Genomic DNA, 24744 nt, shown 5'->3' on the forward strand with positions numbered 1-24744 from the left:
CTCCGGATCCTACGCGCCGGGCCGCCCGCCCGTCCCGTCCTCACTCCACCAGGGACGCCAGCAGGCCGCGGGCGGTCTCCGCGGACTCGCGGTCGCCGGTCTTCACGCAGACGCGCACCGCCCGCGCCAGGGAGGCGCGCGCCTCGTCCGGCCGGCCGAGTCCGAGCTGGATCTCCCCGACCAGCAGCAGGCTCCGGCCGCGTCCCCACCGGTCGCCGATGCCGGCCTGGATCTCCAGCGCGTCGAGCGCGTGCCGGAGGGCCTGCCGGCGGTCGCCGGCGCCGGCGTGGGCGCGGGCGATGTTGTCGAGCGTGTCGGCCGTGCCGCGGCGGTCGTCGATCTCGTGCCGGATGACCAGGGCCCGGTGGCCGTGGTCGAGCGCCGCCGCCGTCTCGCCGCGCCGCCGCATGAGGCGCGACAGCGTGTTCAGGCTGTCGCCCTCGCCGCGCCGGTCGCCGATCTCGCGGCGCAGCGCGAGCGCCCGCGTGACGAGCGCGAGCGCCTCGTCGCAGCGCCCCGCGTTGCGGTGGATGCGGGCGAGCAGGTCGAGGACCTCGCCCTCCCCGTACCGGTCGGCGGTCTCCCGGTGGATCCGCAGCGCCTCGATCCCCGCCGCGAGCGCGGCCCGCTCGTCGCCGAGCCGCCACCGCGCGTGCGCGAGGGTGCCGAGGCTCTCGGCCTCGCCGTGCCGGTCGCCGATCTCCCGGTGCAGGGCCAGCGCCCGCTCGGCGAGGCCGACGGCGACCTCGTTGCGGCCGAGCCTGCGGTGGTTGCGCGACAGGGTGTCCAGGCTCTCGGCCTGGCCCTGGCGGTCGTCGGTCTCGGTGCGGATCCGCAGCGCCTCCCCGGCGTGCCGGAGCGCCTTGCGGTAGCGGGCCATGTAGTAGCAGATCCGCGCGAGGCCGTCGCGGGCCGCGCTCTCGCCGTCGAGGTCGCCGATCTCCCGCAGGATCGCGATGGCCCTGCGGGAGTGCCGGACGGCGGCGCGGAACGCGGCCTGGTGGCGGCACACCTCGGCGAGCAGCGTCCGGGTCCGGCCCTCGGCGGCGAGGTCGCCGATCTCCCGCTCGATGCGCAGCGCGTCCTTCAGGGCGCGCCGGGCCGCCGGGTACTGCGCCAGCCGGCGGCGGACGCGCCCGATCGCCTCCAGCGTCTCGGCCTCCCCGTACCGGTCTCCGGTCGCCCGCTGCAGCCGGATGGCCTCGGCCAGGTGCGCGAGCGCCGCGTCGTGCCGGCCGAGCTCGCCCTGCAGCCGCCCGATCAGCGTGAGCGCCTCGGCCTCGCCCGTCCGGTCGTCCATCTCCCGCTTGGCCTCCAGGACGCCGAGGGCCGTGCGCAGCGCCCGGCCGTAGCGGGCCTGCCGGCGGTCCAGGTGCGCGAGCGTGAGCAGGTCGTCGGTCTCGCCGTGCCGGTCCCCGGTGCGGCGGCAGATCTCCAGGGACTCGAGCGCGCATTCGCGGGCCCGCGCGTAGCGGGCGGTCCGGGCGTGGATGCGCGCGAGGACGTACAGGGCGCCGCTCGCCCCGGCGAGGTCGCCGATCTCCCGCTGGACCGCGAGCGCCTCCCGGGCCCGCGACAGCGCCTCGTCGTAGCGGCTCTGGTGCCAGCGGACGAGCGCGATCTTGACGATGCTCTCGGCGGCCCCGCGGCGGTCGCCGATCTCCCGGCGGATCCGCAGCGACTCCTCGGCGTGGCCGGCCGCCTCCCAGTAGCGGCCCGTGCGGAGGCCGACCCGGGCGAGGACGTCCAGGGTCACGCCCTGGCCGGGGCGGTCGCCGGTCTCCAGCTGGACGCGCAGCGCCTCGCCGGCGTGCCGCAGGGCCGCCGCGTGGTCGCCCATCCGGCACTGGATCCGGGCGACGGTCGCGAGGCTCGCGCCCTGGGCGATGCGCTCGGCGCCGCCGGCGCCGGCCCGGGTGTGGCTGGCGAGGGCGGCGAGGGCGTGGCCGAGGGCCTCGCCGTACCGGCCGGCGCTGCGCTCGATCTCGGCCAGGTTGGTCAGCGTCCGGCCGAGGCCGTACCCGGCCTTCATCCTGCGCTGCAGGGCGAGGGCCCGCTCGACGTCGCGGCGGGCGCCGGCGTGCCGGCCGAGCCGCCGCTCCACCAGGGCGATGAGGTTCAGCGCCGACGCCACGCCGTGCTCGTCCCCGATCCGCTCCCGGATGCCGAGCGCGAGCCGCGCGTGCCGGATGGCGAGCTCGTACTGGCCGGAGTCGTGGTGGAACTGGGCGATGGTGCAGCGCGCCTCCGCCTCCCGGTACGGGTCGCCGAACTCCCGGCAGATCCGCAGCGCACGGGTGGCGTCGTCGAAGGCCGCCGGGCAGTCGCCCAGGTTCTCCAGCACGCGCGCCCGGCTGATCAGGCTGGTGGCGACGCCGGCGAGGTCGCCGATGTCCTCGCGGATGCGCAGCGCGGCGCCGGCCCGGCCGAGCGCCTCGTCGAGCCGGCCGGCGCGGCGCAGCGTGCGGGACATGCCGTCCAGGACCTCGCCCTGGCCGCGCCGGTCGCCGAGCCGCTCCCGGACGGCGAGCGCCCGCCCGGCGTAGTGCAGGGCCCGGTCGACGTGGCCGAGGCGGCGCAGGATCCGGGCGATCATCTCCAGCGCGTCGGCCTCCCCCGCGCCGCTCCCCAGCTCCCGGTGCACGCGCAGCGCCTCGCGCGCGTGGCGCAGCGCGGTGCGGTAGTGCGCGAGGCGCCAGTGCACCTGCGCGATCTGCTCCAGCGCCCGCCCGGCGCCGTGCCGGTCGCACTCCCGGGTGAGGATCTGCAGGGCGTGCTCCCCGTAGCCGAGGGCCTCCTGGTAGCGGCAGCACAGCCGCTCCACCCGCGAGCGCGTGTTGAGCGCCCAGCCCGCCCGGCGGTGGTCGCCGAGCTCGGTGAAGATCTCGTACGCCGCCCGCGCGTCCGCCGCGGCCTCGGCGTGGTTGCCGCGGTCGCAGTGCACGACGGCGAGCTGGTCGAGCATCAGCGCCTCGCTGTGCCGGTCGCCGGCGGCGCGCGCGGCGGCGAGGCCGAGCCGGTGGACCTCCAGGTTGTCGGCGCCGTGCTTGTCCCGCCGGAGCAGGTGGAACAGGGCGTCGGCGAACCGCCAGGCCAGCGCGGGCTCGCCGCGCTCGGCGGCCTGCCGCGCCATGGCGACCACGGCGGCCCGCTCCGCCTCGAACCAGCCGAGCGCCTGCCCGGCGGCGGCCGGGGAGAGCGGGGCGGTCCCGCCGGCGGGACCGGTCGCCGCCGGCCCGATCGCCGCCGCGGCCTCGCGCACCCGGCCGAGGTACCAGTCGAGCAGCCGCCGGGCCGCGGCGTCGGCCGCCGCGCCGTCCTCGCGGGCGAGCCGCTCGGCGGCGTACTCGCTGAGCAGCTCGTGGAGGCGGAACCGGCCGACGGTCCCGGGTTCGACGAGGTGCCGGCGGACGAGCCCGCGCAGCAGCCGGCGGGCCTCCGGGACGGGCACGGCGAGCAGCGCGGCGAGGCCGCCCGCCCCGAAGTCGTAGCCGTGCAGCAGCCCGAGCATCCGGAAGACGCCCTGCTCGCGCGGGGTCAGCGCGTCGTAGGACAGGTCGAAGGCGGGCCGGATGGCGAGGCCCGCGTCGCCGTCGAGGGCGAGCACGTCGAGCCGGCCGCCGCAGGTCAGCTCGTCCACCACGGCGGCCACCGAGTCGAACGGCCCGGCGGCGAGCCCGACCGTCGCGATGCGGATGGCGAGCGGCAGCCGGGCGCAGGAGTCGGCGAGGTCGGCGACCGCCTGCGGCTCCCGCTCGCCGCGGTCGCCGCCGAGCAGCCGCGCGACCAGTTCGCACGACTCGTCGGTGCTGAGCGGGTCGACCGGGACCGAGACCGCGCCGAACCGCGCGGCCAGGCCCTCCAGCCGGGCGCGGCCGGTCACCACGACCAGGCAGCCGGGCCCGCCCGGGACCAGCGGGACGATCTGGTCCGCGTCCGCCGCGTTGTCGAGCACCACGAGGACGCGGCGCTCGGCCACCAGCGAGCGGAACAGCGCGGCCCGGCGGGCCTCGTCCGCCGGGATGTCGCGGGCGGCGAGCCCGAGGTCGCCGAGCAGCCGGAACAGGGCCCGCGCGGGCGTCGCCGCGGTCCGCCTCGACAGGCCGTGCAGGTCGAGGAAGATGTGCGCGTCGAAGCGGGCGGCGTTCCGGTGCGCCCAGTGCAGGACCAGCGACGTCTTGCCGACGCCGGCCATGCCGTGGATCTGCACCACGGTCGCCGAGCCGCGGCCGCCCGCCGCGGCGAGCGCCTCGTCCATCGCCGCGAGCTCCCGCTCCCGCCCGACGAAGTCGCGGGGCGCGGCGGGCAGCTGCCGGACGGGCGGCGCGGTCCGGGCCGCCGCCTGGTGGACGATCTTGTCTCCGGCGACGATGTCGCCGTCGGCGTGCACGGACTCGTGGAAGTGGGCCGCCGCCCGGTCCGCCGGGACGTGCCGGCGCCGGGCGATCCCCGCGGGGCCGCCGCGCCCGCCGCCGCCGAACGCGTCGGGGTCGAATGCGTCGTCTCTCGTCATGGCCGGGTGCCGCCTTCACCACTGACATGATCGGGGTCCCTCCCAGCAGACCTCCCGTCCGGGGCGGGGGCAACGTCGCGGCCAATGCCCGTACAAGGCCGTACGCCCGCTCGGTCCCGCTGCGGCGCGGCCCCCTGACGGACGGTGAGCGACTCCGGGAAAACCCGGCAATTGGTGCGAACAGCCACATATATGTCATCTGACCTTTTCCGCGCCGCCGCCCCGTGCCTGACTCGAACTGTCGGAGGCCCGGTCCCGCCGTGGAGGTGCAGATGGCGCCGAACGCCCCGTCCGGTGGCGGCGCGGAGACGCCGGACCCGCGCCGGATCGTCACCCGGCAGGACTTCGCGCGGGAGCTGACGCTGCTGCGGGACACCGCGGGCCTGACCGTCCGGCAGGTCGCGCGGCGGGCGGGGATGCCCGACGCGAGCGCCGGCGGGTACTTCTCCGGCCGTCACCTGCCGCCGCTGCGGCCGCCGCGGCTGCCGGAGCTGCTGCGCGCGTGCGGGGTCACCGACCCGGCGGCGGTCGGGCTGTGGCTGGACGCGCTCCGCCGCGTCCGCCGGAGCCCCGGGCGCCGCCCGGCGGTCGTCCCCTACCGGGGCCTCGCCCGCTTCGAGCGGGAGGACGCCGCCTGGTACTTCGGCCGGGAGGGCCTCACCGCGGCGCTGGCCGCCCGCGTGCGGGCCCTGCGGGGCCGGGGCGCGCTGGTGGTGGCGGGGCCGTCCGGGGCGGGCAAGTCGTCGCTGCTGCGCGCCGGCCTCGTCCCGGCGCTGCAGGGGGAGGCCGAGGTCGTGCTCCGCACGGCGGGCGGGCTCCAGGCCGCCGAGGCCGCCGGGCTCTGCGGGACGGGCCCCGCGGTCGTGATCGTCGACCAGTTCGAGGAGGTCTTCACGGGCCGCTCCGAGCAGGACGCCGAGGACCTCATCGCCGCGCTGCTGGGCCTGCCGGCCGCCGTGGTGCTCGCCCTGCGCGCCGACTTCTACGGGCGGGCGCTGCGGCATCCGGACCTGGCCGCGGTGCTGCAGACGGGCCAGGTCGTGGTCACCCCCATGAACGAGGACGAGCTGCGCCGTGCGATCATCGCGCCCGCGCAGCGGGCCGGGCTGGAGCTGGAGCCCGGCCTGGCCGACCTGCTGCTGCGCGAGGTGAGCCCGCCGCCCGGCGCGCGGCCCGGCGCCGCCCACGAGACCGGCACGCTGCCGCTGCTGTCGCACGCGCTGCTGTCGACGTGGGAGCGCCGGCGGCAGGGCGTGCTCACCATCGCCGGCTACCGCGACGGCGGCGGGATCGAGGGCGCGGTCGCCGCGACGGCCGAGGAGGTCTACCTCGGGCTGGACGAGGAGGAGCGCCTCGCCGCGCGGCGGCTGTTCGGGCGGCTCGTGCACATCGCCGACGACACGGGGGTGACCCGGCGCCGGGTGGCCGAGCGGGAGCTCGGGGACGAGGCGCGGGCCGTCCTCGGCCTGTTCGTCGGGCAGCGCCTCGTCACCGCCCGCGCCGACGGCGTGGAGATCGCGCACGAGGCGCTGCTGTTCGCCTGGCCGCGGCTGCGCGCCTGGCTGGACGCCGACCGGGCGGGGCTGCGCACCCACCGCAGGCTCACGGCGGGCGCCGAGGCGTGGGAGGAGTCGGGCCGTGACCCCGGCACCCTGCTGCGCGGGGCGTGGCTCGCCGAGGCCGAGGACCTGGCCGCCGACGCGCGGCGCGGCGCCGCCCTGAACGAGCGGGAGCGGCGGTTCCTGGAGGCGTCGGTGCTCCAGCGGGACGCCGAGGCGCGGGCGGCGCGGCGGCTGGTCCGGCGCGCCCGGCGGCTGATCGCCGTGCTGTCGGCGGTGTCCCTGCTGGCGCTCGGGCTGGCGGCGGTCACGCTGCGCCAGCGGCACACCGCCGACGCGGAGCGCGACATCGCGGTGTCGCGGCAGGTCGCGATCGGGTCGGGGAGGCTGCGGGCCAAGGACGTCGCGCTCGCGGGGCAGACCGCGCTGGCCGCCTACCGGGTGGCGCGCACCCCGGAGGCGCGGTCGAGCCTGCTGGAGTCCTACTCCGGCCCGGCGGCGACCCGCATCGTGAGCGCCGGCGGCGTCCTGCAGGCCGTCGCCGTGAGCGCGGACGGCCGCACGCTGGCGACCGGCGGCGCCGACCGGGCCGTGCGGCTCTGGAGCATCGCCGACCGCGGCCGCCCGGTGCCGGCCGGCGATCCGGTGCGCGGGTTCCCCGACACCGTGTACGGCGTGGCGTTCAGCCCGGACGGCCGGACGCTGGCCGCCGGGAGCGGCGGCGGCACGGTGCTGATGTGGTCGCCGGGCGGCACCCCGCGCGCGCTGACCGGGCCGAGGAGCACCGTGTACGCGGTGGCGTTCAGCCCGGACGGCCGGACGCTCGCCGCCGCGAGCGCGGACGGCACCGTCCGCTCATGGGACACCCCCTCGCCGCGGCCGGGCGGCCGGGTGCTGGCCACGGGCCCCGTGCCGGCGCAGAGCGCGGCGTTCAGCCCCGACGGCTCGACGCTCGCCGCGGGCTTCGCCGACGGAACGGTCCACCTCGTGGACACGGCCCGTCCCGAGCGCGCGGGGCGCCGCCTCGCGGCCGGGAAGCGGACCGTCTACGCGCTGGCGTTCAGCCCCGACGGGCGGACGCTCGCCGCGGGCAGCGCCGACGGAGGCGTCCGGCTCCTGCGGATGCCGGGCGGGTCGCCCGCCGGCAAGCCCCTCAGCGGGTCGAAGAGCTGGGTGAACGGGGTCGCGTTCTCGCCCGGCGGCGCATCGGTCGCGGCGGCGAGCTCCGACGGCACGGTCCGGGTCTGGGACGCCCGGACGCGCGCGCTCGTCGCGTCCCTGCCGCATCCGGGCCCGGTGACGGCCGTGGCGTTCCCGGGGCCGGGCACGCTCGCGACCGCCGCCGCCGACGGCGCGGCCCGGATCTGGGACGTGCCCGGCCCGGTCATCCAGGGCCCGGACGGCGGGATCTTCGCCGCCGGGCTGAGCCGGGACGGCCGGGTCCTCGCCCTCGCGGGCGCCGGCGGCACCGCGCGGCTGTGGTCGGTGGCCGACCCGCGCCGCCCGGCCCCGCTCGGCCCGGTGATCGAGCGGGCGGCGGGCCCCGGCACGGCGTCGGGGGCCGCCGCGCTGAGCCCGGACGCGGCGACGCTCGCGATCGGCACGACCGGCGGGGCGACGCAGCTGTGGGACGTCCGCTCCCCCGGCCGTCCCGTGGCGGTCCCCGCCCGGCTCACCGGTCCCGGCGACGTGGTCCAGGGGCTCATGTTCAGACCCGACGGCCGTCTCCTCACCGTCGCGGGCAACGACAAGAAGGTCTGGCTGTGGGACGTGAGCGACCCGTACCATCCGGCGCGGGCCGCCGAGCTCACCGGCGCGACCAACTACACCTACCAGGCCGCGTTCAGCCCGGACGGCCGGACGCTCGCCTACGGCACCGCCGACAGGACCGTCCTCCTCTGGGACGTCGCCGACCCCCGGCATCCGGTCCGGCTCGGCCCGGCGCTCACCGGCCACGGCGGCTACGTGTTCGCCGCGGCGTTCAGCGCGGACGGGAGGACGCTGGCCACCGCGGGCGGGGACAACACGGTGATCCTCTGGGACGTCCGCGACCGGGCGCACCCGCGTCCGCTCCCCCGCCGCCTGACCGGGCCCGCCAACTACATCTACTCCCTCGCCTACGGCCCGGACGGCGTGCTCGCGGCGACCGGCGGCGACGGGACCGTCTGGCTGTGGGACACGTCGGACCCGTCCGAACCGCGCGCCCTCGCGACCCTGGCGGCCTCCGCCGAGGCCCTCTACATCGACGTCGCCGTCCCCACCCGGCCCCTTCTCGTCACCGCGGGCGTCGGACGCGAGGTCAGGCTGTGGGACCTGGACCCCGACGAGGTGGCAGCGCACATCTGCGCCACCGCGGGCACCCCGATCACCGGGCGCGAATGGCGGCGCTACGTGCCGTCCACCCCGTTCGCGCCGCCCTGCCGGTGAGGTTCGAGCATGGTGATGCCGGGGCCGGTCATCTCCGTGAGGGCCGCGGGGCCGTCGTCGAGGGGCAGGACGCGGCCGACCAGGAGCTCGGGCCGCAGCGCGCCAGCGCGGACCAGCTCCATCATCGGGGCGTAGGCGTGCGCGGCCATCCCGTGGCTGCCGGCGATCTCCAGTTCCCAGGCGATGACCCGCTCCATCGGGAGGTCGGCGCGGCCCGCGCCGGGCGGCAGCAGGCCGACCTGGACGTGCCGGCCGCGGCGGCGCAGCGACTCGATCGAGGCGCGGGCGGTCGCCGGGCTGCCGAGCGCGTCGAGGGAGACGTGCGCGCCGCCGCCGGCGGTGTCGCGGACGGCCGCGGCGACGTCGTCGTGGCCGGACGCGTCGACGACGGCCGCGGCCCCGCAGCGGCGCGCCAGCTCCAGGGCCTGCGGGGCGACGTCGACCGCGACGACGCGGGCGCCGGCCGCGGCGGCGATCATGACGGCGGACAGGCCCACGCCGCCGCAGCCGTGCACGGCGACCCACTGGCCCGCGGTGACGCCGCCCCGCGCCGTGACCGCCCGGAACGCGGTCGCGAACCGGCAGCCGAGCCCGGCGGCGGTGGTGTACGACATCTCGTCGGGGAGGCCGACGAGGTTCACATCGGCGTTCTCGATCGCGACGTAGTGCGCGAACGACCCCCAGTGGGTGAAGCCGGGCTGGGTCTGGGACTCGCACACCTGCTGGTCGCCCGACGCGCAGGACGGGCAGCGGCCGCAGGCGCAGACGAACGGGACGGTGACGCGGTCGCCGGGCCGGTACCGGGCGACGCCCGCGCCGGTCTCGGCGACCGTGCCGGCCAGTTCGTGGCCGGGGACGTGCGGGAAGGCGCGGATGTCGGGGTCGTGGCCCCGCCAGCCGTGCCAGTCGCTGCGGCAGACGCCGGTGGCCTCGACGCGGATCACCGCGCCGCCCGCCGGGACCGGCGGGTCGGGCAGCTCGCGCACGGACGGCGGCGCCGCGAAGGCGTCGTAGGCGACCGCGCGCACTAGAACTCGAAGCCGCCCGGGCGGCCGTTGCGGTCGGCGATCAGCCCGGCGAGGGTGGCGATGGCGATCTCCGCCGGGGACTTGGACCCGATGTTCAGGCCGATGGGGCGGTGCACCCGGGCGATGTCGGCCGCGGGCACGCCGAGCTCGGTGAGCGCCGGGATGTGCGGGGCGGGATGCCGCGGGTTGCCCATGACGCCGACCCAGCGGACCGGCTGCGTCAGCACGTCGCGCAGGACGGGCCCGAGCTCGGCGCGGTGGTGGTCGGTGACGATGACGTCGGCGGTGCCGTCGAGGGCGGGCAGGTCGGTCATCCCGTCGCGGTCCTTGTCGGGGTCGACGAGGAACGTCCGGTAGCCGAGGTCGGCGCCGTAGCGCAGCAGGTGGTCGGCGACCGCGCCGGCGAACACCGCGACCAGCGTGCGCTCCTCCGCGGCGGGCGGGGCGTCGCCGTGCGCGATGGCGCAGGACGGGTCGGTCTCGTGCGGTGCTCCCATACCGGCAGTGTGCCGCGCCGGGCGGCGGCCGGTCCAGGGGCCACGCCCTTATCGGAAACCGGGGTTTCCCAAACGTGGCACTCCCCTCGCGGAACGGGTATGCCTAAACTACCTGGCACCCGGCGCACAGGAGGGATCGTGATCGCGAGACCGGAGGGCGGCCCCCGCGTGGTGGTGGGGGTGGACGACTCCGCGGGCGCCCGCTGCGCGCTCTCCTGGGCGATCGGCGCGGCGCGGCTGCGCCGGCTGCCGCTGCTGGTCGCGCACGCGGCGCCGCTGCCGCCGCACGTGTCGGCGGCCGGGCAGCTCGGCTGCGGCATCACCGAGGCGCTGCGCGCCTCCGGCGCCGAGCTGATCGCGCGGCTGCTCGCCGAGGTGTCCGGCGGCCCGCCCGAGGGCGTGGAGCTGACCGCGCTGGCGCTGGTCGGCGAGCCGGGCGCGGCGCTGGTGCGGCTCGCGGGCGACGACGACATCCTGGTCGTCGGGCACGGCACGCGCGGCCCGTTCTCCCGGCTGCTGCGGCCGTCGGTGCGGCTGCACTGCGCCCGGCGGGCCCGCGCGACGCTGGTGTGCGTCCGGCAGCCCTCGTTCGAGACGCTGATGGAGGGCCTCGCCGTCCGGGACGCGTCGCCCGAGCACGCCCCGGACTCGCGCTTCCGCAGGCTGGGGCGGCGGCTGCGGCTCCCGCTCTGACCGCGCGCCCGCGCATAGGCTGGCCCCATGCGCAAGTACGTGATCATCGGCGCCATCGGCAGCGGCAAGGGGACGCAGTCGGGCCTGCTCGCGCGGGATCTGGACATCGTGCACATCAGCGTCGGGGACATCTTCCGCTGGCACGTCACGAACCACACCAAGCTCGGCGCGCAGGTGCGGCGGACCATGGCGGCCGGTGAGCTGGTCGGCGACGACCTCGCGGAGAACGTCGTCCGGGAGCGCCTGGAGCAGCACGACTGGAACTACGGGTTCGTCATCGACGGGTTCCCGCGCAGCCGGCGGCAGACCGAGTTCTTCCTGGAGAGCTACGACATCGACGGCGTGATCCACCTCGACCTGCCCGACGCGGAGGTCCGCCGCCGGGTGCTGGGCCGGCGGCTGTGCGCCCGCTGCGGGATGGACTACAACCTGATCGCCGACCGCCCCACGCAGGAGGGGCGCTGCGACGTGTGCGGGGGCGAGCTGGTGACCCGGGAGGACGACACCGAGGAGGCCCTCGCCGAGCGGCTGCGCCAGTACCACGCGAAGACCGACCCCATCCTGGAGCTGTTCGGCCGCAAGGAGTACGTGGTCACCGTGGACGCCCGGCCGGGCATCGACGAGGTCCAGCGGACGCTGCGGGAGCGGCTGCGGCTGCCGATGCCGGGATGACCCCGCCCGCGGCGCCCTCGCCCGTGGTGGAGCTGGCCGACGACCGCGCCGCGCGCCGCGGCCTGCGGCTGTTCCTGAAGCGGGACGACCTGATCCACCCGGAGCTGCCCGGCAACAAGTGGCGCAAGCTCAGGCACAACCTCGGTCCGGCCCGCGCGCACGGGACGGTCCTGACGTTCGGCGGCGCCTACTCCAACCACGTCCGCGCGACCGCGGCGGCCGGGAGGATCTTCGGGTTCGCGACGATCGGCGTGATCAGGGGCGAGGAGCACCGGCCGCTGAACGATTCGCTGGCCTACGCGGAGCGGATGGGCATGCGGCTCGCCTACCTGGACCGCAGCGTCTACCGGCGCAAGCACGAGCCCGACGTGATCGAGGCCCTGCGCGGAGAATGGGGCGACTTCCATCTGCTGCCGGAGGGCGGCAGCAACGCGCTCGCCGTGAAGGGATGCGCGGAACTCGGCGCGGAGGTGCCGGGCTTCGACGTGGTGTGCGTCCCCTGCGGGACGGGCGGGACGCTCGCCGGTCTGGCGGCGGGCCTGGCCGCCGGTCAGCGGGCCCTCGGTTTCTCCGTGCTCAAGGGCGGCTTCATGGACCGCGAGGTGGAGCGGCTCCAGCGCGAGACCTACGGCGGACGCCGGGGGGACTGGCGCGTCGACAACGGCTTCCATTTCGGCGGCTACGCCAAGCGCACCCCCGAACTGGACGCCTTCATCGACGATTTCGCCGCCCGGCACGGCGTCGTCCTCGACCGGATCTACACGGCGAAGATGATGTTCGGCGTCCTCGCCTCGGCCGAGCGGGGCGCCTTCCCGCCCGGCACGCGGATCCTGGCCGTCGTCACCGGCTGACCGGACGGCCCCGTCGCGCCCGGGGCCGTCCGCGGCCGTGTCAGGCCGGGGGCAGGCCGACCATGTCCGCGAGCGCGGCGCGGTGGTGGTCGGGCGTGCCGAGGGCGATGGAGTCGGCCTTGGCCCGCTTCAGGAACAGGTGGGCCGGGTGCTCCCAGGTGAAGCCGATGCCGCCGTGCATCTGGACGCACTCCTCGGCGGCCTTGAGCGCGACGGCCGAGCAGTGCGCCTGCGCGACCGCGACGGCGATCGGCGTGTCGTCGTCGCCGGCGGCGACGCACGACGCCGCGTGCCGGGCGACGGCGCGGGCCTGCGTGATGGACGTCCACAGGTCGGCGAGGCGGTGCTTGAGGCCCTGGTAGGAGCCGACCGGCCGGCCGAACTGGTAGCGGGTCTTCACGTAGGCGACGGTGTCGTCCAGGCAGCGCTCGGCGAGCCCGAGCTGCTCGGACGCCAGCATCGCGGCGCCCGTCCGCAGGGCGGCGCGGACGGCGCCGTCCCCCTCGGCGACCCGCCGGGCCGGCGCGCCGGAGAAGGCGATGTCGGCGAGCCGCCGGGTCATGTCGAGCGAGGTCACGGCGGTGCGCCGGGCGTCGGCGGCGTCCACGGCGTACAGGGCCCCGGAGGCCGGGACGAGGAGCACGTCCGCGGCCATGCCGTCGGCGACGCTGGTCACCTCGCCGGTCAGGGCGCCGCCGGCGGCCTGCACGGTCGGGGCCGCGTGTCCGGGGCCGGCGCTGAACGGGACGGCCAGCACCGCGATCTTCTCCCCGGCGGCCAGCCCGCCGAGCAGGTCGCGCTCCCCGGCGGCCAGCAGCGCGGCCGTCGCGATGACCGCGCTGGTCAGGAACGGGACGGGGGCGGCGGACCGGCCCAGTTCCTCCATGACGACGGCGGTCTCCCGCCAGGTGGCGCCGGCGCCGCCGAGGTCCTCGGGGACGGGCAGCCCCGCGCAGCCGAGCCGGCCGGCGACCGCCCGCCACAGCGCCGCGTCGTACGGCTCGTCCTTCTCGGTGCCGGCGAGGACGGACGCCCACGGCGCCTTGTCGTCGAGCAGTCCGCGGACGCCGGCCCGCAGGTCGTTCTCGATCTCGGAGTACAGCAGGTCGCTCACCGGGGCAGGTCCTTCCATGCCACGTCCTTGTCGACGCGGATCTCGCCGGGCAGGCCGAGGACGCGCTCGGCGATGATGTTGCGCAGGATCTCCGAGGTGCCGCCCTCGATGGAGTTGCCCTTGGCGCGCAGGTAGCGGTAGCCGGGCGAGCGGCGGGTGAAGTCGACCTCGGCGGGGCGGCGCATCGTCCAGTCGTCGTAGCGCAGGCCGTCCTCGCCGAGCATCTCCAGTTCCAGGCCGGAGACCTCCTGGTTGAGCTTGGCGAAGGCGAGCTTGGCGCCCGACCCCTCGGGGCCGGGCTGCCCGGCGGTGAGCTGCTGGCGCAGCCGCGCCCCGGTGAGCCGGGCCGCCTCGGTCTCCACCCACGCGCGCAGCAGCGCGTCGTGCAGGCCGGGGGTGCGCAGCTCGGGGCGGTCCCGCCAGAGCGCCGCGACCACGCCGATCATGCCGCTCTCGCGCGGGGCGGCGTTGCCGCCGATCGCGACCCGCTCGTTCATCAGCGTGGTGGTGGACACCTGCCAGCCCTGCCCGACCTCGCCGAGCCGGTGCTCGTCGGGGATCCGGACGTCGGTGAGGAACACCTCGTTGAACTCGGCCTCGCCGGTGATCTGCCGCAGCGGCCTGACCTCGACGCCGGGCGCGGTCATGTCGCACACGAAGTAGGTCATGCCGCGGTGCTTGGGGACGCCGGGGTCGGTGCGGGTGACGAGGATCGCCCAGCGGGCCTCGTGGGCCATGGACGTCCAGACCTTCTGGCCGTTGACCGTCCAGGCGTCGCCGTCGCGGACGGCGCGGGTGGCGAGCGCGGCGAGGTCGGAGCCGGCGCCGGGCTCGCTGAACAGCTGGCACCACACCTCCTCGCCGGTCCACAGCGGGCGCAGGAAGCGGCGCTTCTGCTCCTCGGTGCCGAACGCGAGGACGGTCGGCGCGGCCATGCCGAGCCCGATGCCGTTGCGCTCGGGGTGGTTGGTCGGCGCGCCGGCCTCGGCGAACGCCCGGTCGACGGCGGGCTGCAGGTGGCGGGGGGCGCCGAGCCCGCCGAGGCCCTCGGGGTAGTGGACCCAGGCGAGGCCGGCGTCGAACCGGGCGCGCAGGAACTCCAGGGGCTCCATGGCCGACGGGTCGTGGCCGGCGAGGAACTCGCCGACCCGCCTGCTCAGCTCGTCGGCGTCGGGCGGTGCTGTGCTCACAGGGCGAACCTCCGCGCGGGGCGGCGGGCGGCGGCCGGCCGCCCGCAACGAACATACCAACCGGTCGGTATGGTCCGCCCAGCCTAGGAACCCCCGGGACGCCGAGTCAACCGCGGCGCGGCCGGCCCCGGCCGGTCAGCCGCCGCCGAGCGCCCGGGCCAGCCCCCGGTGGTCGTGGTAGTCGCGGGACTCCACGATGTGGCCGTCGCGGACGCGCAGCACGAAGACGTTCGGGACGACGAACGGCCGGCCGGTCTCGGTGTTGCGCCCCTCGTACTCGAACTCGGCGATGATGACCTCCGGGTCGGCGGTCTCGTGGACGACGACGTTGCGCGCCTTCATCTCCATCGGGAGCGTCTCCAGCCGGGCGAAGTGCTCGCGCACCGCCGCGCGGCCCTCCAGGCGCAGGGCGGGGTCGGCGAACGGGTGCACCACCACCGCGTCCTCCGCGTACAGCCGCGGCAGCATCTCGGGCCGCCGCGCGGTCACCCCGTCGAGGAGCCGCTGGAGGACGGCCCGGGGGCTGGCGAACTCGGACATGACACACTCCCCTACAATCGGAGTCCCTGCTCCGTATGAGAAAATATGGAGTCTGGACTCCACTTGTCAACGGAAGGCCGCGATGACCTCACCCGCGTCCGGCAGGCCGCTGCGCGCCGACGCCCTGCGCAACCGCGCCAAGGTCCTCGCCGCGGCGGAGGAGGTCTTCGCCGTCCAGGGGACCTCCGCCTCCACCGAGGAGGTCGCGCGGAAGGCGGGGGTCGGGATCGGCACGGTGTTCCGGCACTTCCCGACCAAGGAGTCGCTGCTGGAGGCCGTGCTCGTCGCTCTGCTGGAGCGGCTCGCCGCGGAGGCCGAGGAGCTGCGGTCGGCCGCCGATCCGGGCGCGGCGTTCTTCGGGTTCTTCACCCGGGTGGTCTCCCGGGCGGCCACGAAGCAGGCCGTCGCCGAGGCGCTGGCCAAGGCCGGCGTCGACGCGCGGCAGGCCACCGGGGCCGCCGGGCCCGGCCTGCGGGCGGCGCTCGGCGTCCTGCTCGAACGGGCGCAGGAGGCCGGGGCGGTGCGGCGCGACGTCGGGGCGGGCCAGGTCATGGCGCTGCTGGCCGGCATCTCCTACGCCGCCGGGCGCGCCGGGGCCCGCGAGGGCGTCCTGCGCATCGCCTTCGACGGCCTGCGCCCGTGCCCCGGTCAGGCGCCCGCGCGCAGGTAGTGGGCCCAGTACCCCTGCCACGGCCCGTACCGCTCGGCGAGCTCGCGCACCCGGGCCTCGGTGAGCGCGCGGCCGTAGGCGCGGGACGCGGCGCGGAGCAGCGCCTTCTCGACCGGCGCCTCGTCCATCCTGCCGAGGCCCCGGATCAGGACGAAGTTCGTCGACCACGGGCCGACGCCGGGCAGGCCGAGCAGGAAGCCCTTCACCTCGTCGTAGGGGCCCGTGCGCAGGACGTCCGGGCCGATCGGGTCGGCCGCGTGCAGGGTGGCGCGGACGCCGCCGCCCGCCTGGACGACCCGGGCGACGACCGTCCGGCCGCGGGCGCGCAGGGCCTCGGTCAGCGCCCCGCCGCCGACCTCCTGCTCCCCGGACGTCGGCGGGAACCCGCGCACGAACCGCAGGGACGGGCCGAAGTCGAACGGCGGCGCGGCGGGCAGGTCGGCGGTCGCGGTGAACACGCGCGCACATTACCCACCGGCTACGACATCACCAGTTCGGCGGGGAGGTCGTCCCGGTGGAGGACGGTCAGCGACGTGACGGCGCGGGTCAGCACGACGTAGAGGCGCGCGAGGCCGCGCGCCTCGGCGGCGGCGATGGCGGCGGGCTCGGCGACGATCACGTGGTCGTACTCCAGGCCCTTGGCGAGCGTCGCGGGGACGACCAGCAGCCGCGCGGTGCCGTCGGACTCCGGTCCGAGGACCTCATGCTCCAGCCCGGCCGCGGCCAGGGCCTCCGCGTGCGCGTCCGCGTCGGCGTCCGGCACGATCAGGCCGACCGATCCGGGGCGGGCCAGGGCCTCGCGGGCGGCGCCGGCGGCGGCCGAGCGCACGTCGGGGACGCGGCGCACCTCCAGCGCGCCGGCGCCGGGCCGCAGCGAGCGCGGCCGCTCCAGTCCGGGCGCGACGTGCGGGAGCAGCCGGGCGGCGTAGTCGAGGACGGTGCCCGGGACGCGGAAGCCGAGGGTCAGCTCGGTGACCTCCCCGTCCTGGCCGAGGTGGGTGAGCACCTCCTTCCAGGACCGGGCCGACCATGCGGTGGTGCCCTGGGCGAGGTCGCCGAGGACGGTCGCCGAGCCCGTCCCGCAGCGGCGGCCGAGCGCCCGGAGCTGCATCGCGGACAGGTCCTGCGCCTCGTCGACCACGAGGTGCCCGAGCGAGGCGGTCCGCTCGATGAGGTCGTGCAGCTCGTCGAGCAGGGCGCGGTCGGCCGCGGTCCACGTGGCCGAGCGGTGCGAGCGCGGGGGCGCGGCCCACAGGATCGCGGCCTGCTCCTCCTCGTCGAGGACGCTCCTCGCCGCCTTCCGCAGGAACTCGGCGTCCGACAGCAGCCGGTGCAGGACCTGCTCGGCGGTCACCTTCGGCCACACCGCGTCGAGGACCTGCCTGACCGGCCGGCTCCGCGCGACCTGGTCCTGGACGCGGTCGTCGGGCGCCTCGCCGCGCCGCTCCATCAGCACGAGGATCCGGTGGGCGAGCCGCTGCGCGAACGCGGCGCGCCCGGCGCCGTAGCGGGTGGTGCCGCGCAGGCCCGCGGCGATCTCGCGGACCTCGTGGTCGGCGAGCCGGTAGCGGGCCGCGCCGCGGGCGACGACGAGGCCCTCCTCGGGCTTGCGGACGTGCAGCCACAGCGCCCTGCGCAGGACGTCCGCCATCCGCGCGTCGCCCTTGGCCGCGGACACCCCGGCCGGCTCGTCCCCCAGCGGCGCCCCGAGCAGGTCGTCGATCGTGGCCTGCTCGACCCTGACCTCGCCGAGCGCGGGCAGCACCGCCGAGATGTAGGCCAGGAACGCCCGGTTCGGTCCGACGATGAGGACGCCGGACCGCGACAGCCGCTCCCGGTGGGTGAACAGCAGGTAGGCGGCCCGGTGCAGGCCGACGGCCGTCTTGCCGGTGCCGGGCGCGCCCTGCACGCACACCGTGCGGGGCAGGTCGGCGCGGACGATCACGTCCTGCTCGGGCTGGATGGTGGCGACGATGTCGCGCATCGGCCCGGTGCGGGGCCGCTCGATCTCCTCGGTCAGGATCCTGGACGGCCCGAGGTCCGCGCCGTCGAGGGGCTCGTCCTCGAACGCGGTCAGCTCGCCGGCGCGGAACCCGAAGCGGCGGCGCAGCCGCCAGCCCATCGGGTCGGCGGGCCCGGCCTGGTAGAAGGCGCGGGAGACGGGGGCGCGCCAGTCCAGCACGAGCGGGCGGCCCTCGTCGCCGTCGTGCACGTGCCGGCGCCCGACGTACATGACGGCGGGGAGGTCGGAGGCGGCGGCGCCGTCGCGGTCCATCCGGCCGAAGAACAGCGGGGTGTCGGGGTGGTCGGCGAGGGCGGCGATCCGCTGGTCGAGCAGCGACTCCAGGAACTGCTTGGAGACCCAGTCGGCGGCGGCGCCGGCGGACAGCCCCTCGGCGTGCTCGCGCATCCTGCGCAGCGCGGCGCGGGACTCGGCCAGGTGGGCGCGTTCGGCGGCGAGGACCTCCGGTTCGGCGGCGGCGGCGCCGGCGGTTTCGGCGGGCATGCGGGCAGACCTCCGGCGGACGAGAGGGCGGGCGGGGGTGGGCGAAACCCACTACCTTACCGGGCGATGCGCGGGCCCGGCGGCGCTTCGCCTTGCCCGGCCGGGCCGGGGTGTGTGACGTTGGGCGGCATGGTGTCTTTGACGGGACGGTCGGCGTTGGTCACGGGAGCCTCGTCCGGCATCGGGGCGGTCGTCGCCGAGGCGCTCGCCGCGGCGGGCGCCCGCGTGGGGCTGGTGGCGCGGCGCAAGGACAGGCTGGAGCAGGTCCTCGCCCGGTGCCGCGAGCACTCCCCCGACTCGGCCATGTGGACGGCCGACCTCGGCGACCTCGACGGGATCGCGGAGCTGGCGGAGGCGGTGGAGCGCGCGTTCGGCGGCGTGGACGTGCTGGTGAACAACGCGGGGATGCCGAAGCGGCGCCGCGTCCAGGACCTGTCCCCCGCCGAGGCCGAGGACGTGATGCGGCTGAACTACTCCTCCCCCGTGCGGCTGACGCTGGCGCTGCTGCCCGGCATGATCGCGCGCGGGCGCGGGCACCTGGTGGCGGTCGGGTCGGTCGCGGCGCGGCTCGGCCCGCCGCACGAGGGCGCCTACGGGGCGTCCAAGGCGGCGCTGACCGCGTTCTGGGAGAGCATGACGGTCGACCTCGACGGCACGGGCGTGCGGGTCCACGTGATCCAGCCCGCGCTCATCGCGGGCACCGAGCTGTTCACGCTGCCCGGCAACGAGCCGCCGCTGAGCGACGTGTCCGACGCGCTGCCGCCGCAGCAGGTCGCCGACGCCGTCCTGGCCGCCCTGGACGGCGGGAAGTTCGAGCAGTACGTGCCGGGCTGGTTCGACGAGATGGCGTCCGGCAAGGCCGCCGACGTCGACGCGTTCATCGCCGGGGTCAAGGAGTGGACCCGCGACCGGCTGGAGCCGCCGGCGCCCTGAACGGCGGCCGTTGCCGCCTCCCCCGCGCGTCAGTAGGGTGTGCATCCGCGAGTGATCCACATCACAGTGAGCCGCGAGGTGCGGATGGCTGCTCCAGCAGGGCTTCAGGTCAGCGGCGTGACGGTCCGGTTCGGCGGGCTGACCGCCGTGGACGGTGCCGGGCTCACCGCGCCGCCCGGCACGGTGACCGGGCTGGTCGGCCCGGACGGCGCGGGCAAGACGACGCTGTGCGACGTGATCGCCGGGCTGCGCCGCCCGGCGGCCGGCACCGTCCGCCTCGGCGACGCCGACCTGACCGGCAGCGCGGCGCGCGAGCGGGCCCGGCGCGGCATCGCGCGCACGTCCCCGGGGCCCGCGGGGGCGCGCACCGTCCGGGAGACCGTGCGGGCGGCCGCCGCGCGGCACGCGCTGACGCGGGAGTACCCGGGCCGGACGGCGCGGGACCGGTGGCGGCGCCGCCTGGACGCCCGGCGGGACGCGGGGCCGCGCGCCGACGCGATCCTCGCCCGCGTCGGCATCGCCGAGTACGCCGAGCGGTGCGCGCGGGCGGCGCCGCCCGGCGTGGCGCTGCTGACCGCCCTGGCGCGGGCCCTCACCGCCGAGCCGTCCGTGCTGCTGCTGGACGAGCCGTGGGCGGGCATGCCGGCGCGGCACGCGCGCGCCCTGGAGGTCCTGCTGCGCGACCTGGCCGCCGAGGGCCTTGCGGTGCTGGTGGCCGAGCGGGAGCTGGAGCCGGTGCTCGGCGTCTGCGACGTCCTGCACGTCCTGGACGGCGGCCGGGTGATCGCGGCCGGCGCGCCCGCGGAGGTCCGCGCCGACCCCCGGGTGCGGGACGCCTACCGGGCCGTCACCACGTGTCGATCCACCGCCGGGGACGCTCCTCGGCGGGCGGGGCTCCAGCGAGCACCGTCGTGATCCAGCGGCGCGTGTCGGCGGGGTCGATGACGTCGTCCAGCTCGAACACGGTGGCCGCGTGCAGCGCCTTGCCGTACTCGTAGGCGGCGGCGACCATCTGCTCGAACAGGGCCTCCGGGTCCTCGGCGGCGGCGAGCTCCTTGCGGAACCCGAGGCGGACGGCGCCCTCCAGCCCCATCCCGCCGATCTCGCCGGTGGGCCAGGCGAGGGTCGCGAGCGGCGCCTTGAACCCGCCGCCCGCCATGGCCTGCGCGCCGAGCCCGTAGCCCTTGCGCAGCACGATCGTGACGACGGGGACGCGGAGGTTCGCGCCGATGACGAACAGGCGGCTGAAGTGCCGGACGGTCGCGGTCCGCTCGGCGGCCGGGCCGACCATGAAGCCGGGCGTGTCGCACAGGGACACGACGGGCAGGCCGTGCGCGTCGCACAGCTGCAGGAACCGGGCGGCCTTGTCGGCGGCGTCGCGGTCGATAGCGCCGCCGAGATGGGCGGGGTTGCTGGCGATGAGGCCCATCGGGCGGCCCTCGATCCGCACCAGCGCGGTGATGATCCCGATGCCGAACGCGCGGCGCAGCTCCAGCACCGAGCCGGTGTCGGCGAGGTGGGCGACGGCGCGGCGGACGTCGTAGGCGCGCATCCGGTTCTCGGGGACGACGTGCCGCAGGACGCGCTGGTCGTCGCACGCCCACTCCTCCCGCGGGCCCTGGAAGTAGGACAGGTAGCGGCGGGCGGCGTCGACGGCCGCCGCCTCGTCGTCCACGGCGATGTCGACGACGCCGTTGGGCTCCTGGTCGCCGATCGGGCCGATCTCCTCGGGCGCGAACACGCCGAGCCCGCCGCCCTCGATCATGGCGGGCCCGCCCATGCCGATGTTGGCGTCGCGGGTGGCGATGATGGCGTCGCAGCAGCCGAGCAGGGCCGCGTTCCCGGCGAAGCAGCGCCCGGACGCGATCCCGACGGACGGGACGACGCCGCTGAGCCGTCCCATGGCGTGGAAGGTCGTCACGTCCAGCCCGGACACCGAGGAGGTGTCGGTGTCGCCGGGCCGCCCCCCGCCGCCCTCGGCGAACAGCACGAGCGGCAGGCGGCGGCGGTGGGCGATGTCGAGCATCCGGTCGGTCTTGCGGTGGTTCTGGTGGCCCTGCGTCCCGGCCAGGACCATGTAGTCGTAGGACATGACGACGGCCTTCTCGCCGTTCACGTCCCCGATGCCGCAGACCATGCCGTCGGCCGGGGTGCGCTCGATGAGGTCGTCCAGGGACCGCCGCTGCCGCTGCGCCGCGATCGCGAGGGCGCCGTACTCGGCGAACGTGCCGGGGTCGCACAGGTCGGCGATGTTCTCGCGGGCGGTGCGGTGGCCGCGCGCGTGCCGCTTGGCGACCGCCTCGGGACGGGATGCGTCGAGCCCGATCGCGTGCCGCCGCAGCGTCTCGGCGAGGTCGGCGCGGATCGCGTCGAGGTCGGCCTCGTCCTCCTCGGCGGCGTGGCCGCCGTCCACCTCGGCGGGTTCGATGAACAGCAGCGGCGCGCCCTCGGCGACGGTGTCGCCGGACGCGGCGGCCAGGGCCCGGATGATGCCCGCCTGCCCGGCGCGGACGACGTGCTCCATCTTCATCGCCTCGAGGATCAGCACCGGGGCCCCGGCCCGCACCGGGTCGCCCTCGGCCACCTCGACGCCCACGACCGTGCCCTGCATGGGCGCGGGGACGGCGACCGTGCCGGGCGGCGCGTCCGGCACGGCGGCGGCCTCCGGTTCGGCCTCGTGCGCGGCCGTCTCGGGGTAGTAGCGGAGGTGCTCGCTGTCCAGCAGGTCGGGCAGATGGTCGGCGACGAAGGACGTGTCCACGCCGCCGGCCGTGAACGCGGGGTGCCGCAGGACGCCCTGGAGCAGCGGGATGCTCGTCGCCACGCCGGCGATCTCGAACTCGCCGAGCGCGCCGTGCGCCCGCGCGGCGGCGGCCGGCAGGTCCTCCGCGCGGGCGATCACCTTGGCGAGCAGCGGGTCGTAGCGCAGACTCGTGCGGTAGCCGGCGTAGCCATAGGTGTCGACGCGGACCCCCGGGCCGGACGGCGGCGCGAAGGCGGTCAGCGTCCCGGCGCGGGGCCGGGGCGTACCGTCGGCGTCGATCGTCTCGGTGTTGACGCGCACCTGGACGGCGCAGCCGGACGCGGCCGGCGGCGCGCCCAGCCCGACTCCGGCGAGGTCCTCCCCCAGCGCGAGCCTGATCTGGGCCTTCACCAGGTCGACCCCGGTGATCTCCTCGGTGACCGTGTGCTCGACCTGGAGGCGGGGGTTGGCCTCCAGGAACCAGAACTCCTCGCCCGCGACGAGGAACTCGAACGTGCCGAGGCTGTCGTAGCGGACGCGGGCGGCCATGCGGAGCGCCGCGTCCAGCAGCGCGTCCCGGACCCGGCCCGGCAGCGCGGGCGCGGGCGCGATCTCGATGAGCTTCTGGTGGCGCCGCTGGACGCTGCAGTCGCGCTCCCACAGGTGGGTGACCGCGCCCGTCCCGTCCCCGGCGACCTGGACCTCGATGTGGCGGGCGTGCGGCACGTACTTCTCGGCGTACAGGCCGCCGCCGCCGAACGAGGCGAGCGCCTCCGACCGGCACCGCTCGTACGCGGCGGCCATCTCCTCCGGGTCGGCGACGACGCGCATGCCGCGACCGCCGCCGCCCGCGAGCGCCTTGAGCACCACCGGCCCGTGCTCGCGCGCGAACGCCTCGGCGCCGGCGAGGCTCACCGCCCCGGCCGTGCCGGGCGTCACCGGCACGCCCGCCTCGCGCGCCAGTTCCCGCGACCGCGCCTTGTCGCCGAACAGCTCCAGCAGGTCGGGGCGCGGGCCGGTGAACGCCAGCCCGGCGGCGGCGCAGCGCGCGGCGAACGCGGCGTTCTCGCTCAGGAAGCCGTAGCCGGGGTGGACGGCGGCGGCCCCGGCGTCCTTCGCGGCGGCGAGCAGCGCGTCCGCGTCGAGGTAGCCGGCGACGCCCTCGCCGGGCAGCGCGCGGACCTCGTCGGCGCGGCGGGTGTGCGCCGAGGCGGCGTCGTCGCGGGTGCGGACGGCGACCGTCCGCAGCCCCAGCTCGGCCGCGGCCCGCACGATCCGCAGCGCGATCTCGCCGCGGTTGGCCACCAGGATCCCGCCCACCCGGCCCTCCTCACCTCGCCTGGCCGACACTCTAGAGAGCCGGGCGGACGGGCGGGCGCCCCGGCCTACCCGCCCGCCGCGACCGCGCCCGTGGCGAGGTCGCGGTGCGCGCGGATGATCTCGGCGTAGCGGTGCCCGCTGTCCTTGACGACGCGCTTCTGGGTGGCGAAGTCGACGTGGACGAGCCCGAACCGCTGCGCGTACCCGTACGCCCACTCGAAGTTGTCCAGCAGCGACCAGGCGAAGTAGCCGTCCAGCGGGACGCCGGCGCGGATCGCGGACGCGCAGGCCGCCAGGTGCGCCTCCAGGTAGGCGGTGCGCTCGGCGTCGTGGACGCGGCCGTCCGGCGTCACGGTGTCGGCGTAGGCGGAGCCGTTCTCGGTGACCATGATGCTGCGCGGCCCGTACTCCCGCGCCACCCGGAGGAGGATCTTCGCCAGCCGGTCGGGGTGGATCTCCCAGTCCATCCCGGTGCGCGGCGTCCCGGCCGGGGTGATCTGGCGGGTGCGCGGGGGCGGGCCAGCGGGGTCGGCGACGGTCACCGACCGGCGGTAGTAGTTGACGCCGAGCCAGTCGAGCGGGGCGGCGACGGCCTCCAGGTCGCCGGGCCGGACCGGCGGCTCCACCCCGTACTCCTCGATCATGTCGGCGGGCAGGCCGCGGCCGAAGACCGGGTCGAGCCACCAGCGGTTGTGGTGGCCGTCCTCGCGGCGCGCCGCCGCGGCGTCCTCCTCCCGGTCGCCGCCCGGCTCGCAGTCGGTGAGCAGGTGGACGATGCCGACGCGGGCGCCCGGCGCGGCGGCGCGGACGGCCTGCGTCCCGAGCCCGTGGGCGAGCAGCAGGTGGTAGGAGGCGGGGACGGCGGCCCGGATGTCGGCGATGCCGGGCGCCATGTCGCCCTGCAGGTGGCCGATCCACGCGGCGCAGATCGGCTCGTTCAGCGTCGCCCACGACGCGACGCGGTCGCCGAGCGCCCCGGCGGCGACCGACGCGTACTCGGCGAACCGCTCGGCGGTGTCGCGGGACGGCCAGCCCCCGCGGTCCTGCAGCGCCTGCGGCAGGTCCCAGTGGTAGAGGGTCGCGTGCGGTTCGATGCCGGCCTCCAGCAGCGCGTCCACGAGCCGGTCGTAGAACGCGAGCCCGGCGGGGTTGACCGGGCCGCCGCCGGCGGGCAGGACCCGCGGCCACGCGATCGAGAACCGGTACGCGCGCAGGCCGAGCGCCTTCATCAGCGCGACGTCCTCGGGCCAGCGGTGGTAGTGGTCGCAGGCGACGTCGCCGGTGTCGCCCCCGGCGACCGCGCCCGGGACGCGGCAGAACGCGTCCCAGATGGAGGGCGCGCGGCCGTCCTCCGCGGCCGCGCCCTCGACCTGGTAGGCGGACGTCGCCGCCCCCCAGGCGAAACCGGGTCCGAACGCGGTCAGGTCGTCGTCGATGGGCACGGGTCTCCCTCTGGGTCGTCGAGACGGGTCATGTGACGGAGCTCGT

Annotated in this window: 17 protein-coding genes; 7 read left to right on the plus strand and 10 right to left on the minus strand. The window is 77.0% G+C overall.

All coding sequences use genetic code 11. From position 1 onward, the window contains the following. Positions 1–40: 40 nt before the first annotated feature. Entirely contained in the window at positions 41–4513 is a 4473-nt protein-coding gene (locus ABFX46_RS20750) for a tetratricopeptide repeat protein (protein WP_346044334.1), read from the minus strand. Between the two features lie 272 nt (positions 4514–4785). Here ABFX46_RS20750 and ABFX46_RS20755 point away from each other — a divergent pair, with 272 nt between their 5' ends. Further along, positions 4786–8499, plus strand: coding sequence for an nSTAND1 domain-containing NTPase (locus tag ABFX46_RS20755; protein WP_346044336.1), 3714 nt, complete (start codon positions 4786–4788; stop codon positions 8497–8499). Here ABFX46_RS20755 and ABFX46_RS20760 read toward each other — a convergent pair. Both ABFX46_RS20760 and ABFX46_RS20765 read right to left on the minus strand, forming a co-directional pair. Then, positions 8460–9527 carry a zinc-dependent alcohol dehydrogenase family protein gene (locus ABFX46_RS20760; protein WP_346044337.1) on the minus strand — a complete coding sequence of 356 codons (1068 nt, stop codon included), beginning with the start codon at positions 9525–9527 and terminating at the stop codon, positions 8460–8462. The genes ABFX46_RS20755 and ABFX46_RS20760 overlap by 40 nt on opposite strands. Further along, on the minus strand, positions 9527–10024 hold the full coding sequence (locus ABFX46_RS20765; RefSeq protein WP_346044339.1) for an XdhC family protein: 498 nt from the start codon (positions 10022–10024) through the stop codon (positions 9527–9529). The genes ABFX46_RS20760 and ABFX46_RS20765 overlap by 1 nt, the downstream gene beginning before the upstream one ends. Positions 10025–10162: 138 nt before the next feature. Here ABFX46_RS20765 and ABFX46_RS20770 point away from each other — a divergent pair, with 138 nt between their 5' ends. The 3 genes from ABFX46_RS20770 to ABFX46_RS20780 are packed head-to-tail and all read left to right on the plus strand — an operon-like array spanning position 10163 to position 12240. Further along, on the plus strand, positions 10163–10717 hold the full coding sequence (locus tag ABFX46_RS20770; protein WP_346044341.1) for a universal stress protein: 555 nt from the start codon (positions 10163–10165) through the stop codon (positions 10715–10717). A gap of 27 nt (positions 10718–10744) precedes the next feature. Then, a complete protein-coding gene (locus tag ABFX46_RS20775; protein ID WP_346044343.1) occupies positions 10745–11389 on the plus strand; it encodes an adenylate kinase family protein in 645 nt (214 codons plus the stop codon). Next, the gene (locus tag ABFX46_RS20780) at positions 11386–12240 is read left to right on the plus strand and encodes a 1-aminocyclopropane-1-carboxylate deaminase/D-cysteine desulfhydrase (RefSeq protein ID WP_346044345.1); all 855 of its coding nucleotides are present in this window, start codon (positions 11386–11388) and stop codon (positions 12238–12240) included. Before ABFX46_RS20775 ends, ABFX46_RS20780 begins: the two co-directional genes overlap by 4 nt. Positions 12241–12280: 40 nt before the next feature. Here the strand turns inward: ABFX46_RS20780 and ABFX46_RS20785 are convergent, their stop codons facing one another. The 3 genes from ABFX46_RS20785 to ABFX46_RS20795 all read right to left on the minus strand — a co-directional run bounded on the left by ABFX46_RS20785 (position 12281) and on the right by ABFX46_RS20795 (position 15084). Then, a complete protein-coding gene (locus tag ABFX46_RS20785) occupies positions 12281–13372 on the minus strand; it encodes an acyl-CoA dehydrogenase family protein (RefSeq protein ID WP_346044347.1) in 1092 nt (363 codons plus the stop codon). Next, on the minus strand, positions 13351–14544 hold the full coding sequence (locus ABFX46_RS20790; protein ID WP_346044349.1) for an acyl-CoA dehydrogenase family protein: 1194 nt from the start codon (positions 14542–14544) through the stop codon (positions 13351–13353). The genes ABFX46_RS20785 and ABFX46_RS20790 overlap by 22 nt, the downstream gene beginning before the upstream one ends. A gap of 135 nt (positions 14545–14679) precedes the next feature. After that, a complete protein-coding gene (locus tag ABFX46_RS20795; protein ID WP_346044351.1) occupies positions 14680–15084 on the minus strand; it encodes a nuclear transport factor 2 family protein in 405 nt (134 codons plus the stop codon). A gap of 82 nt (positions 15085–15166) precedes the next feature. Between ABFX46_RS20795 and ABFX46_RS20800 the strand changes: the two genes are divergently transcribed. After that, positions 15167–15754: a TetR/AcrR family transcriptional regulator gene (locus tag ABFX46_RS20800; protein WP_346044352.1), complete on the plus strand. Its 588-nt coding sequence runs from the start codon at positions 15167–15169 to the stop codon at positions 15752–15754. Here the strand turns inward: ABFX46_RS20800 and ABFX46_RS20805 are convergent. Both ABFX46_RS20805 and ABFX46_RS20810 read right to left on the minus strand, forming a co-directional pair. Next, positions 15733–16212 carry a DNA glycosylase family protein gene (locus ABFX46_RS20805; protein WP_346044354.1) on the minus strand — a complete coding sequence of 160 codons (480 nt, stop codon included), beginning with the start codon at positions 16210–16212 and terminating at the stop codon, positions 15733–15735. The two genes, ABFX46_RS20800 and ABFX46_RS20805, sit on opposite strands and share 22 nt — an antisense overlap. 20 nt (positions 16213–16232) lie before the next feature. After that, entirely contained in the window at positions 16233–18260 is a 2028-nt protein-coding gene (locus ABFX46_RS20810; protein WP_346044356.1) for a HelD family protein, read from the minus strand. Positions 18261–18389: 129 nt separating this feature from the next. Here ABFX46_RS20810 and ABFX46_RS20815 point away from each other — a divergent pair, with 129 nt between their 5' ends. Both ABFX46_RS20815 and ABFX46_RS20820 read left to right on the plus strand, forming a co-directional pair. Further along, on the plus strand, positions 18390–19193 hold the full coding sequence (locus ABFX46_RS20815; protein WP_346044358.1) for an SDR family NAD(P)-dependent oxidoreductase: 804 nt from the start codon (positions 18390–18392) through the stop codon (positions 19191–19193). Between the two features lie 84 nt (positions 19194–19277). Then, positions 19278–20108 (plus strand): ATP-binding cassette domain-containing protein, encoded by an 831-nt coding sequence (locus ABFX46_RS20820; RefSeq protein WP_346044360.1) that lies wholly within the window; start codon positions 19278–19280, stop codon positions 20106–20108. Here the strand turns inward: ABFX46_RS20820 and ABFX46_RS20825 are convergent. Together ABFX46_RS20825 and ABFX46_RS20830 are read right to left on the minus strand one after the other, a co-directional pair. Further along, positions 20041–23256 carry an acetyl-CoA carboxylase family protein gene (locus tag ABFX46_RS20825; RefSeq protein ID WP_346044361.1) on the minus strand — a complete coding sequence of 1072 codons (3216 nt, stop codon included), beginning with the start codon at positions 23254–23256 and terminating at the stop codon, positions 20041–20043. The two genes, ABFX46_RS20820 and ABFX46_RS20825, sit on opposite strands and share 68 nt — an antisense overlap. A 65-nt stretch (positions 23257–23321) precedes the next feature. Then, positions 23322–24698, minus strand: a complete 1377-nt coding sequence (locus tag ABFX46_RS20830) for a GH1 family beta-glucosidase (protein ID WP_346044363.1) — start codon at positions 24696–24698, stop codon at positions 23322–23324. Positions 24699–24744 lie beyond the last annotated feature (46 nt).

The organism is Actinomadura chokoriensis, assembly GCF_039529475.1.
In the GTDB taxonomy this organism is placed as follows: domain Bacteria; phylum Actinomycetota; class Actinomycetes; order Streptosporangiales; family Streptosporangiaceae; genus Spirillospora; species Spirillospora bangladeshensis.